The sequence below is a fragment of the Kluyvera sp. EC_51 genome, assembly GCF_019584505.1.
In the GTDB taxonomy this organism is placed as follows: Bacteria; Pseudomonadota; Gammaproteobacteria; order Enterobacterales; family Enterobacteriaceae; genus Kluyvera; species Kluyvera sichuanensis.
Map to the genome: position 1 here is coordinate 187,168 of NZ_VDAG01000002.1, position 12,240 is coordinate 199,407.

10 protein-coding genes are annotated in these 12,240 nt (G+C 57.0%); 3 read left to right on the forward strand and 7 right to left on the reverse strand.

Features of this window, described 5'->3' with window-relative positions:
- Nucleotides 1-7: 7 nt before the first annotated feature.
- The gene (locus FHC49_RS01235) at nt 8-1,444 is read right to left on the reverse strand and encodes a HAMP domain-containing sensor histidine kinase (RefSeq protein ID WP_185668870.1); all 1,437 of its coding nucleotides are present in this window, start codon (nt 1,442-1,444) and stop codon (nt 8-10) included.
- A 592-nt stretch (nt 1,445-2,036) separates the two neighbouring features.
- Entirely contained in the window at nt 2,037-5,924 is a 3,888-nt protein-coding gene (gene purL / locus FHC49_RS01240; protein WP_220438316.1) for a phosphoribosylformylglycinamidine synthase, read from the reverse strand.
- Nucleotides 5,925-6,169: 245 nt separating this feature from the next.
- Between purL and mltF the strand changes: the two genes are divergently transcribed.
- Nucleotides 6,170-7,708 (forward strand): membrane-bound lytic murein transglycosylase MltF, encoded by a 1,539-nt coding sequence (mltF, locus tag FHC49_RS01245; RefSeq protein WP_220438318.1) that lies wholly within the window; start codon nt 6,170-6,172, stop codon nt 7,706-7,708.
- Here mltF and tadA read toward each other — a convergent pair.
- Nucleotides 7,705-8,238 (reverse strand): tRNA adenosine(34) deaminase TadA, encoded by a 534-nt coding sequence (tadA, locus tag FHC49_RS01250; RefSeq protein WP_220438319.1) that lies wholly within the window; start codon nt 8,236-8,238, stop codon nt 7,705-7,707. The two genes, mltF and tadA, sit on opposite strands and share 4 nt — an antisense overlap.
- 32 nt (nt 8,239-8,270) lie before the next feature.
- Nucleotides 8,271-8,906, reverse strand: coding sequence for a phosphatidylglycerophosphatase C (gene yfhb / locus FHC49_RS01255; RefSeq protein WP_185668935.1), 636 nt, complete (start codon nt 8,904-8,906; stop codon nt 8,271-8,273).
- Between the two features lie 215 nt (nt 8,907-9,121).
- On the opposite strand from yfhb, the gene FHC49_RS01260 reads away from it, so the two are divergent.
- Nucleotides 9,122-9,970, forward strand: coding sequence for a MurR/RpiR family transcriptional regulator (locus FHC49_RS01260; RefSeq protein WP_185668866.1), 849 nt, complete (start codon nt 9,122-9,124; stop codon nt 9,968-9,970).
- Between the two features lie 93 nt (nt 9,971-10,063).
- Nucleotides 10,064-10,324, forward strand: a complete 261-nt coding sequence (locus tag FHC49_RS01265) for a YfhL family 4Fe-4S dicluster ferredoxin (protein WP_220438321.1) — start codon at nt 10,064-10,066, stop codon at nt 10,322-10,324.
- Here FHC49_RS01265 and acpS read toward each other — a convergent pair.
- From acpS to recO, 3 genes are all read right to left on the reverse strand, one after another.
- Nucleotides 10,321-10,701 (reverse strand): holo-ACP synthase, encoded by a 381-nt coding sequence (acpS, locus tag FHC49_RS01270; RefSeq protein ID WP_220438323.1) that lies wholly within the window; start codon nt 10,699-10,701, stop codon nt 10,321-10,323. The genes FHC49_RS01265 and acpS overlap by 4 nt on opposite strands.
- On the reverse strand, nt 10,701-11,432 hold the full coding sequence (pdxJ, locus tag FHC49_RS01275) for a pyridoxine 5'-phosphate synthase (RefSeq protein ID WP_220438330.1): 732 nt from the start codon (nt 11,430-11,432) through the stop codon (nt 10,701-10,703). The genes acpS and pdxJ overlap by 1 nt, the downstream gene beginning before the upstream one ends.
- 97 nt (nt 11,433-11,529) lie before the next feature.
- Nucleotides 11,530-12,237: a DNA repair protein RecO gene (gene recO, locus FHC49_RS01280; protein WP_185670086.1), complete on the reverse strand. Its 708-nt coding sequence runs from the start codon at nt 12,235-12,237 to the stop codon at nt 11,530-11,532.
- Nucleotides 12,238-12,240: the final 3 nt, after the last annotated feature.

Sequence of the window (12,240 nt, forward strand, 5' to 3'; positions counted from 1 at the left end):
TTTCGATTCATGTGGTTGTTTTTTCCAGCCCTGGTACCGGGAGTTCGATGCGAAAACAGACGTTGCCGTCCTGGGTGTCGAGAAGCTGTAGTTCGCCGTGCATTTTCCGAACGGAGTCGCGTGCAAGGCTCAATCCCAGGCCGCTTCCCTTCACCGCACCTTTGCGCTGATGGCTCCCCTGAAAGAAAGGCTCGAAAATCATTAATTTTTCGCTATCCGGGATCGGCGTTCCGGTATTGATAACGTCTATGGCTATCCGCGAACCGTCCCGATGGCTGCGGAGATAAATGTTACCGGATTCAGTGCCATAGTGCACCGCATTCGAGTAGAGATTATCCAGCGCATTCAGCAGAAGAGTCGGTTCCGCCAGGCAAGCCGGTGCCTGCAGGTCGACCAGCGTGTGCATCAGTTTAGCCCTTGCCGGCAAACTGTGCGCAGAAACCACCAGCTCTACTAGCGGTGCCAGCGCGACGTACTCCATGCGCACGGCGGTTTCACTGAGTTTACGGTTGTAGTCCAGCAGCTGTTCAATCAGGGTTTGTAGATTGCGGCTACTGCTGTCGAGAATATCCACCACCTCTTTTTGCTCCGCCGTCAGCGGCCCCACCACCTGGTCAGCCAGCAGCTCGGTGCCCTCGCGCATGCTGGCGAGCGGCGTTTTCAGTTCGTGAGAGAGATGGCGCAGGAACTGGTGACGCTGCGATTCCAGCCAGGAGAGTCGGTCGCTGAGCCAGATAATGCGCTGCCCGACGGAGCGCAGCTCGCGGGGGCCACGGAACATCACCTCACCGTCCAGCGTCTGCCCTTCGCCCAGCCGGTTAATCATGCTCTCGATGCCCTTCACCGGGCCGATAATCATACGGGTAAACAGCAGCACCATCGCCAGGCTGACCAGGAATAGCACCAATGCCTGCCAGCCAAAGAACTGGCCGCGTTCGGCAATCGCCTGCTGGAGCTGCTGCCCACGGGAGAAGACCACGGTACGGGTAGCTTGTACCAGCTCACCATTAGCGGTGGAGAAGGCTTCAAGCTTCGCCACCGCCTGCTTTTCCGGGCCGCTGTTGGTGCACTGTAGAGCCGTCAGGTCGTGAAGATTCTGCCGCAGCCGCTGGTAAAGCGTGTCGTCCGGCAGCACGCCCGCGTGCGCCTCCAGCATGTCGCTGTAGCGCTTACGTTGGCTCTGGTAAACCTTCGCCAGCGTCGGGTCATCCAACACGCAGTACTGGCGGTAGCTGCGCTCCATATCCAGTGCAACGTTCGCCATCGCTTCGCTACGTCGGGCATCCATCAGCGTGGTGCGGTTGGTCTGTTCGGCCTGCGCGCTGAGCATGTTGAGGCTCTGCCATGCCTGCCAGGCAAGCACCAGCAGCGGCAGCAGAATCAGCAGGAAAGCCAGCGTCACCAGTTGGCGAAGCGATCGTGGAGAGAGCGAGGGGCGTTTCAAAAGAGGTATCTCAGTAAATCAACGTACTGGAATGCTAACTGAGGATATCGATGAGGGAAAGGCCAGAAACAACAAAGCCGGGCAGAAGCCCGGCTTTGTTATGGAATAAGGCGGTGCCTAACTCAACGTTTCGCCCGATGGTTGATAAAGCTACGCTATTATCAGTTGCTGGACGGCAGGCACCTTGTTGTGCGTCATTCGAAGTTTATGTAGCACGTCCCGAAGGGGCTGACATAAGAAGGTGAATGAGCCACTGGTTAATATTATGCATGATGCGTGCCATAATACAAAACAATAAATTAACACAATGATAAATATAGAAAATATATGAAACAGGTCAGAAAAGTGGTGAAGGCTGTTTTTGGGCATTGTGTCGCTAATTAGCAACACCTATTGGCACATAATAAAAATATCTTATAAATCATTGAATTAAATGTCTCCATTTAGCGACAGCGCAATACCACCAATGTCGGGGTTTCCCGACACACCTTCGCCGTACCGAATGTAGCCCAGCCGAGCAACGCGGCATGAGGGATGTGCAGAAACAAAAAAGCCCCTCACCAGGAGGGGCTTGATGCATTAAGCGTCTAACTTAACCAAGCTGCTTACGCGCATTGCGGAAAATACGCATCCACGGGCTGTCCTCGCCCCAGTTTTCCGGGTGCCAGGAGTTGGAAACCGTACGGAACACACGCTCCGGGTGTGGCATCATAATGGTGACGCGACCGCTTTCGTTGGTTACCGCGGTGATCCCATTAGGAGAACCGTTCGGGTTCGCCGGATAGGCTTCGGTGACTTTACCGAAGTTATCCACGAAGCGCAGCGCCACCAGCCCTTTGCTTTCCAGCTGAGCCAGATGCGCACCGTCGCGAACTTCCACATGACCTTCACCGTGAGAGACGGCGATTGGCATACGTGAGCCTTCCATACCGGCGAGCAGCAGCGATGGGCTGCTGGCCACTTCGACCAGGCTGAAGCGCGCCTCAAAACGGTCGGAGTGGTTACGCACAAAGCGCGGCCACAGGTCGCTGCCCGGGATCAGCTCATGCAGGTTAGACATCATCTGGCAGCCGTTACAGACGCCCAGCGCCAGGGTCTGCGGACGGTGGAAGAAGGTCGCAAACTCATCGCGAACGCGGTTGTTGAACAGAATGGATTTCGCCCAACCTTCACCCGCGCCCAGTACGTCACCGTAGGAGAAGCCGCCGCAGGCCACCAGCGCCTGGAAGTCTGCCAGACCGGTACGCCCTGCCAGCAGGTCGCTCATGTGCACGTCAATGGCGTCAAAGCCCGCACGGTGGAAGGCCGCCGCCATCTCAACGTGGGAGTTAACGCCCTGCTCGCGCAGTACCGCGACTTTCGGACGCGCCCCGGTGGAGATGTAAGGTGCGGCGACGTCGGCGGCGATATCGAAGGTGAGCTTCACATTGAGGCCCGGGTCGTTATCGTTGGCTTTCGCGTCGTGTTCCTGATCGGCACACTCTGGGTTATCGCGCAGACGCTGCATCTGCCAGGTGGTTTCGGCCCACCACATACGCAGCGTAGTGCGGCTTTCGCTGAATACCGGCTGACCGTCAGCGGTCAGGGTGAAACGGTCACCTTCAACGGCTTTACCGAGGAAGTGCACGCAATCAGCCAGGCCGTTGGCCGCCAGAATCGCCTCTACCGCTTCACGGTCTGCAGCACGAATCTGAATCACCGCGCCCAACTCTTCGTTGAATAGCGCCGCCAGACGATCGTCGCCGAGGGTTGCCACGTCAGCTTCCACGCCGCAGTGACCGGCAAAGGCCATTTCAGCCAGGGTAACCAGCAGGCCACCGTCGGAACGGTCGTGATAGGCCAGCAGCTTACGCTGTGCAACCAGTGCCTGAATCGCCTCGTAGAAGCCTTTCAGCTGTGCCACGTCACGGACGTCGGCCGGCTTATCGCCCAATTGACGGTAAACCTGCGCCAGTGCCGTGGCGCCCAGCGCGTTATGACCCTTACCGAGGTCAATCAGCAGCAGAGCGTTATCTTCGGTTACCAGCTGCGGCGTGATGGTGTGGCGCACGTCTTCAACGCTAGCAAAGGCGGAAATCACCAGCGACAGCGGCGAGGTCATCTCGCGCTGTTCGTTGCCTTCCTGCCAGCGGGTTTTCATCGACATGGAGTCTTTGCCCACCGGAATGGTCAGGCCCAACTGCGGGCACATCTCTTCGCCGATCGCTTTCACCGCTTCGTACAGACCGGCATCTTCGCCAGGGTGACCTGCAGCTGACATCCAGTTTGCCGAGAGCTTAATGTGTTTGATGTTACCAATCTGGGTTGCGGCAATGTTGGTCAGTGCTTCGCCTACTGCCAGACGGGCGGAGGCAGCAAAGTCCAGCAGCGCAACCGGCGCACGTTCGCCGATAGACATCGCTTCGCCGTAGTAGCTGTCGAGGCTAGCGGTGGTCACCGCGCAGTTCGCTACCGGAATCTGCCAGGGGCCAACCATCTGGTCGCGCGCGACCATACCGGTCACCGTACGGTCACCGATGGTCACGAGGAAGGTTTTTTCCGCCACGGTTGGCAGGTGCAATACGCGGTTCACCGCGTCGGCTAGCGTGATATTTTCACGGGCAAGCGCTTCGCCTTTCGCTTTCAGCGTCTGCACGTCACGAGTCATCTTCGGCGTTTTGCCAAGCAGCACGTCCAGCGGCATGTCGATTGGCTGGTTGTCGAAGTGGCTATCGCTCAAGGTCAGATGTTTCTCTTCGGTGGCTTCGCCGATCACCGCATACGGAGCACGTTCACGTTTGCACAGTTCGTCGAACAGCGGCAGCTGATCGGCGGCGACCGCCAGTACGTAGCGTTCCTGAGATTCGTTACACCAGATTTCCAGCGGGCTCATGCCCGGCTCATCGCTGAGGATGTCGCGCAGCTGGAATTTACCACCGCGCCCACCGTCGCTCACCAGTTCCGGCATGGCGTTAGACAGACCGCCCGCGCCCACGTCGTGGATAAACAGAATCGGGTTGGCATCGCCCAGCTGCCAGCAGCGGTCGATAACTTCCTGGCAGCGACGTTCCATTTCCGGGTTGTCGCGCTGTACGGAAGCGAAGTCGAGATCAGCATCGGACTGTCCGGAAGCCATTGAAGAGGCAGCACCACCGCCCAGGCCAATGTTCATCGCCGGGCCGCCGAGGACGATCAGCTTCGCCCCTACCACGATCTCACCTTTCTGTACGTGATCGGCTCGGATGTTGCCGATCCCGCCTGCCAGCATGATCGGTTTGTGGTAACCGCGCAGCTCTTCGCCGTTGTGGCTGTTCACTTTTTCTTCGTAAGTACGGAAGTAGCCGGTCAGCGCCGGACGTCCAAATTCGTTGTTGAACGCCGCGCCGCCCAGCGGGCCATCGGTCATGATGTCCAGTGCGGTAACGATACGATCCGGCTTACCGAAATCTTCTTCCCACGGCTGTTCAAAGCCAGGAATACGCAGGTTAGACACGGAGAAGCCCACCAGCCCCGCTTTTGGTTTGGCACCGCGACCGGTTGCCCCTTCGTCGCGGATTTCACCGCCGGAGCCGGTTGCAGCGCCCGGCCATGGAGAAATTGCCGTCGGGTGGTTATGGGTTTCCACCTTCATCAGGATATGCGCAGGCTCCTGATGGAAATCGTAACGACCGGTTTTATGGTCGGCGAAGTAACGGCCCACTTCAGAGCCTTCCATCACCGCGGCGTTGTCTTTATAGGCAGACAGCACGTGATCCGGCGTGGTTTCGAAGGTATTTTTGATCATCTTAAACAGCGACTTCGGCTGCTGTTTACCGTCGATAATCCAATCGGCGTTAAAAATCTTGTGACGGCAGTGCTCAGAGTTCGCTTGCGCGAACATGTAGAGCTCGATGTCGTTCGGGTTGCGGCCCAATTTAGTGAACGCATCCTGCAGGTAGTCAATTTCGTCGTCCGCCAGCGCCAGGCCAAGACGGATGTTGGCGTCGATCAGCGCCTGACGGCCCTGCCCCAGCAGGTCCACGCTGGCAACCGGTGCCGGCTGATGGTGAGCAAACAGTTTTTCGGCATCCTGCAGCGAGTCAAATACGCTCTCCATCATGCGGTCGTGCAGTTCGGCCGCCACGGCGCTCAGCTGTTCGGCGGTCAGGCTAGCGGCATCAACATAGTACGCCACGCCGCGCTCAAGGCGCAGAACCTGTGAGAGGCCGCAGTTGTGGGCGATATCGGTAGCTTTTGAAGACCAGGGGGAGATGGTGCCAGGGCGAGGGGTGACGAGCAGCAGTTTACCGGTAGGGTTATGGCTATTGAGGCTTGGACCATACTGCAACAGTCGCTCAAGTCGGGCTCGCTCTTCTTTATTAAGCGGCGCGTCCAGGTCGGCAAAATGGACATACTCGGCGTAAATGTTGCTTACCGGGAGGTTGGCTGCCTGAAACCGCGTCAGCAGTTTGTTAATACGAAATGCAGACAGTGCAGGCGAACCACGCAGAATTTCCATCATAAGTCTCTCGTCTTCTCAGCTTTCAGTGTGCGCAATGGGGGAGAACGGGCGCTATTATAGAGAATCCTGCGCCCCGACGAAACCGTTTGCGTCGAAATAAACACATCTCTTTTCTTTATCAATAGATGTGACGTATATCTCGAATAAGTTGCCAACTGGCGCAATGTTAAGCAAAATGCCGCTCATTCTATAACAAGGCTTTAGATTATCTGGAACAATCTCTGACAGCGCAGTGAATTAACCATTTGAAAAAACTAAAGATTAATTACCTGCTTATCGGCTTTGTGACGTTGCTGCTCGCAGCGGCGCTCTGGCCCTCTCTTCCCTGGTTTGGAAAACCAGAGAATCGCATCGCCGCTATCAAAGAGCGGGGGGAGCTGCGCATCAGTACCGTGCAATCTCCGCTGACCTACACCGTCGTCAATAATAAGGACTACGGGCTCGATTATGAGCTCGCCCAGCAGTTTGCCGACTACCTGGGCGTGAAGCTGAAAGTGACGGTGCGACAGAACATCAGCCAGCTGTTTGACGATCTCGATAACGGCAGCGCCGACATGCTGGCCGCCGGTCTGGTCTATAACAGCGAGCGCGTAAAAAGCTACCAGGCGGGGCCGACTTACTATTCGGTATCACAACAGTTGGTGTATCGCGTTGGTAATACGCGTCCACGCAGCCTTAGCAGCGTCTCCGCAGACCAGCTCACCATTGCCCCAGGCCAGGTGGTCATCAGCGATTTGCAAAACCTACAGGCGAACAAATACCCGGACCTCGGCTGGACCGTCGATGAGAAACGCAGCTCCGCCGACCTGATGCAGGCGGTGATCGACGGCAAGCTTGATTACACCATTGCTGATTCAGTGGCGATTGGTCTGTTTCAGCGCGTACACCCGGAACTGGCGGTTGCCCTCGACGTGACCGACGAACAGCCGGTAACCTGGTTTAGCCTGCAGGACGACGACAATACGCTTTCCGCTGCAATGCTTGATTTCTTCGACAACATAAATGAAGACGGCACCCTTGCCCGCCTTGAAGAGAAGTATCTCGGCCATGGCGACGACTTCGACTATGTTGATACTCGCACCTTCCTGCGCGCGGTAGATAGCGTGCTGCCTGACCTGCAACCGCTGTTTGAGAAGTACGCCAGCGAAATCGACTGGAAGCTGCTGGCGGCTATCTCTTATCAGGAGTCCCACTGGGATCCGCTTGCCACCTCGCCAACCGGGGTGCGTGGCCTGATGATGCTCACCAAAAACACCGCCCAGAGCCTGGGATTGAGCGACCGTACCGATGCCGAGCAGAGCATCAGCGGCGGGATGCGCTACCTGCAGGATATGATGGGCAAGGTACCGGACAGCGTGCCGCAAGAGGAGCGAATCTGGTTTGCGCTGGCGGCCTATAACATGGGCTACGCCCATATGCTGGATGCCCGCGCCCTCACTGCTAAACAGAAGGGTAACCCGGACAGCTGGGCCGACGTGAAGCAGCGACTGCCGTTACTCAGCCAGAAACAGTGGTACAGCAAACTCACCTACGGCTATGCCCGCGGGCATGAAGCCTATGCCTACGTCGAAAATATCCGTAAATATCAGATAAGCCTGGTGGGGTATTTGCAGGAAAAAGAGAAAAAAGCAGAGGAAGAGATGGCGATAGCGCAAGCCTATCCTACCGTTTCGCCAAATGAGCTACAGCATAGTGAAAATGATACGGGGATATTTTCATTCCTGCGTCGAGGCGATCGCGATAACAGCGATACGCCGCTGCTGCGCTTCACCTCGAAAAACTAGCAGCCCTTTTCTGCCTGCCTTAACGCTTTTTTCTGCTGCCGCCGTTCGCGGAAGAAATCGCTCAGCATTCCCGCGCAATCCTCAGCCAGCACCCCTTCGGTGATCTCAACGCGGTGGTTCATTCCTGGATGATGCAACACATCAATCAGCGAACCCGCCGCGCCGGTTTTGGCATCGCGAGCGCCGAAGACCAGTTTGCCGATACGACTATGCACCATCGCCCCCGCGCACATCACGCAAGGCTCCAGGGTCACATACAGCGTGGTATCTATCAGCCGATAGTTTTGCAGCACCAGGCCGCCCTGACGCAGCGCCATGATCTCCGCGTGCGCGGTGGGATCGTGACGCCCAATCGGACGGTTCCAGCCCTCACCTATCACCTGATTATTGTGAACCAGTACGGCGCCTACCGGCACTTCGCCTTCATCCCAGGCTCGGCGGGCAAGTACAAGCGCGTGGCGCATCCAGTATTCGTGGTTCAGTTCAGTGTCGGACAACGTGAGGACTCCAGATGATAAAACGCCGCGCATTATACACAATATCCATCAAAGCGCAGCGCCGACTATTCCAGTTGCTCCAGCTCGCCGCGCGCAGTGACCCGCCAGCGATGCTCACAAAAAAAGAGGAGCGGGTTATCCTGCTTGCTGTCGCTATAGCCGCTGTACAAGCGTAACGGCGCACCGAGGCGCTGTTCAAGCTGGGCCACTTTTTCATGGCCCAGGCAGCGAACTGACAGCACCCGCCCGCCAAACCCCCGCTGCATCTGGCTGCCAATCAGGTTGACGTGCGTCATCCAGGGTGCATCGGCATAGGCGCGTTCCACCAGCGTCTGCGGCGACCCGGTGATAAGCCAGACATCGGCATCCTGATGCTGGAGATAGCCGTCCAGCCGCTGCTGCACGACGGGAAACGGCGTGACGGTCGCACGAAACCAGAGGGTGAAGCTCGCTTCTAGCGCCTTTAGCGTTGCCTCGCGTCGGCCAAAAGTACTTCCCCACAGCAGCACGCTTACCGGCCAGCGCGCCGCACGCCCCTTCACCAGCATCGCCGCGCCAACGATCGGCAGCAAGGGCATCACCAGTAAGGCGTTAAGCGGTAATCGGCATAATAGATAGCGTAAAAAAGCGCCGAAGAGATCCTGCTGATGCAGCGTACCGTCGAGGTCGAAAAACACCACGCGGCGACAGTGACTGACCAAATGCATCTCCCGTTATCATCAATTCATTCGTGACCAGACTACCAGATAGCCCCTCAGGTTTCGCCCGATAGCGATACCCTCCGAAAATTGCTGCTAATTTACAATCACATAGCACATTTAATTCGATATATTCCGTTATAATAGAATACAAAATTCTTGCAAACGAGCAGAATGGTGGCCTGGCACATCGTGGTCATTGTGCCCGTGAGGTTATTATGAATTGTTTACTGAGTATTCGTCAGCGTTACCCGCAGCTGGCGCAAAGCGACAGAAAGCTGGCTGATTTCATTCTGGCACAGCCGGATTTAGCCCGCCATTTAAGCTCCCAGCAGCTCGCCAGCCAGGCGGGTGTGAGCCAATCCAGCGTGGTGAAGTTCGCCCAGAAGCTTGGCTTTAAAGGCTTCCCGGCGCTTAAACTGGCGCTGAGTGATGCACTCGCCAGCAACGTCAACCCGCACTCCGTCCCGGTACATAACCAGATTTGCGGCGACGACCCGCTTCGCCTGGTCGGCGAAAAGCTGATTAAAGATAACGTCGCGGCGATGCATGCCTCGCTCGACGTGAACACCGAAGACAAGCTGCTGGAGACGGTCAATATGCTGCGCAGCGCGCGTCGTATCGTGCTGACAGGCATTGGCGCATCGGGGTTAGTTGCCCGTAACTTTAGCTGGAAGCTGATGAAAATCGGCCTGAACGCCGTTTCCGAGCAAGACATGCACGCCCTGTTGGCTACCGTGCAGGCGATGACCCAGGATGATGTGATGCTGGCGATTTCTTACTCCGGGGCGCGCCGGGAGATTAATCTCGCTGCCGATGAGATGTTGCGCGTAGGCGGTAAAGTGGTGGCGATCACCGGCTTTTCCCCCAATGCCCTTCAGCAACGGGCGACGCACTGCCTGTACACCATTGCCGAAGAGCAGGCGACGCGCAGCGCAGCTATCTCTTCAACCAGCGCGCAGATGATGCTGACGGATCTGTTGTTTATGGGGCTGGTGCAGCAGGATCTAGAAAACGCGCCGGAACGCATTCGTCATAGCGAAGCGCTGGTGAAAAAGCTGGTTTGATCGGCGGTGCTATTACCACAGAAAAGGTATGGCCTGGCGTTAAAATGAGCGTATAATGCGCGCCCTGTTTATTTCGTTTCTGAGAATGTCCTGATGGCGCTGTTAATCACCAAAAAATGTATCAACTGCGATATGTGCGAGCCGGAATGCCCGAACGAGGCGATTTCGATGGGTGATAGCATCTACGAGATCAACAGCGATCGCTGCACCGAGTGCATTGGCCATTACGACACGCCAACCTGTCAGAAAGTGTGCCCGATCCCGAATACCATTCTTAAGGATCCGGCACATTCAGAGAGCGAAGAGCAGCTGTGGGATAAATTCGTCCAGATGCATCACGCGGACAAAATCTAGCTTTCGATAATCACCGTTGCACAGGCGTAGTGGCGTTCATCGGCGAGCGTCACATGCATATGTGCCACGCCCATTCTCTCCGCTAACCGCTTCGCTTCACCCCAGAGTCTCAGCTTCGGTTTACCCAACTCATCGTTGTAGACTTCGAACTGGTTGAACGCCAGGCCGTTGCGAATGCCGGTGCCTAACGCTTTTGAAGCGGCCTCTTTCACCGCAAAGCGCTTCGCCAGAAAACGCACCGGCTGCTGGTGCGTCTCCCAGATAGCCCATTCATTGTCGCTGAGCACGCGTCGCGCGAGACGATCGCCGCTACGGGCGATCACCCCTTCAATGCGGGCGATCTCGACGATGTCGGTCCCAAGCCCCAGAATCGCCATTACCCGCGCGCTTCCAGCATCAGACGTTTCATCTCGGCTACCGCCTCTTTCAGGCCGGTCATTACCGCGCGGCCAATAATCGCGTGGCCAATATTCAGCTCATGCATTTCCGGCAGCGCCGCGATGGCTTTGACGTTGTGGTAGGTCAGACCGTGACCGGCATTCACCTTCAGCCCCAGGCTGGCGGCATAGGTTGCCGCTTTCGCGATGCGCTCAAGCTCTTTCGCCTGTTCAGCATCGGTAGTGGCATCAGCATAGCAGCCGGTGTGGATTTCGATATACGGCGCGCCAACGTCGGCCGCGGCCTTAATCTGCGCGTTATCCGCATCAATAAACAGCGACACCAGGATGCCCACATCGGCCAGACGCTTGCAGGCATCACGCATTTTGTCGAGCTGACCGGCGACGTCCAGACCGCCTTCAGTGGTCACTTCCTGGCGCTTTTCCGGTACCAGGCAGCAGAAATGCGGCTTGGTTTCGCAGGCGATGGTCAGCATCTCTTCGGTGACGGCCATCTCCAGGTTCATGCGGGTGTCCATCGTCTGACGCAGAATGCGCACGTCGCGGTCGGTGATGTGGCGACGGTCTTCGCGTAAATGCACGGTGATGCCATCTGCACCGGCCTGTTCGGCGATAAATGCCGCCTGAACCGGATCGGGGTAAGCGGTGCCGCGCGCGTTACGCAGGGTGGCAATGTGGTCAATATTGACGCCTAACAGTAATTCAGCCATGACAATCCTCGTGTCTTTATTTTAACTTTCGTTTCCCCTCACCCCGGCCCTCTCCCCTAAGTGGCGAGCGGGAAAAGCGGGATAAGTGCAATAGGAGTTACCGCTTTGGTACAAACTGGCGAAACAGCTCGCGGCTCTTTAACGGCTTGCCACCAAGATACGGCTTCAGCGCCATGCGGGTAAAGCGTTTCGCGGCGCGCAGCGAATCCACATCAGGAAATTCCCGGTTTGCCAGCGCTTTCAGGTGGTGCCCAGTAAAGGTGTTGTTATCAATCACGACGCTTGCGATAAACCCTTTCTCTTCACGGTAGCGATAGGTCATGGTGTCATCGACCTCATCGCCGCTACCCGCGCAGTGGAGAAAATCCACGCCGTAGCCAAGATGCCCCAGCAGCGCCAGCTCAAAGCGACGCAGCGCAGGCTCAGGTGAGCCCGTGGCACCGGCCAGCGCCTGAATGCAGTGCAGGTAATCGAAGAACAGTTCAGAGAAGCGGGTTTCGTGCTCAAGTACGCGAGAGAGCAACTCGTTAACGTACAGGCCGCTATAGAGCGTAATACCGCTTAAAGGGAGTGCCAGCGAGACAGCTTCCGCGCTGCGCAGCGTTTTGACTTCGCCACGCCCGCCAAAGCGAACTAATAAAGGGGTAAAGGGCTGAAGCGCACCTTTGAGGTTGGAGCGTTTGGAACGTGCGCCTTTAGCAACAAGGCGCACGCGACCCGACTCTTCCGTGAAGACGTCCAGTATTAAACTGGTTTCGCTCCAGGGACGACTATGCAGGACGAAAGCGCGCTGCCAGCCTTCCATCGG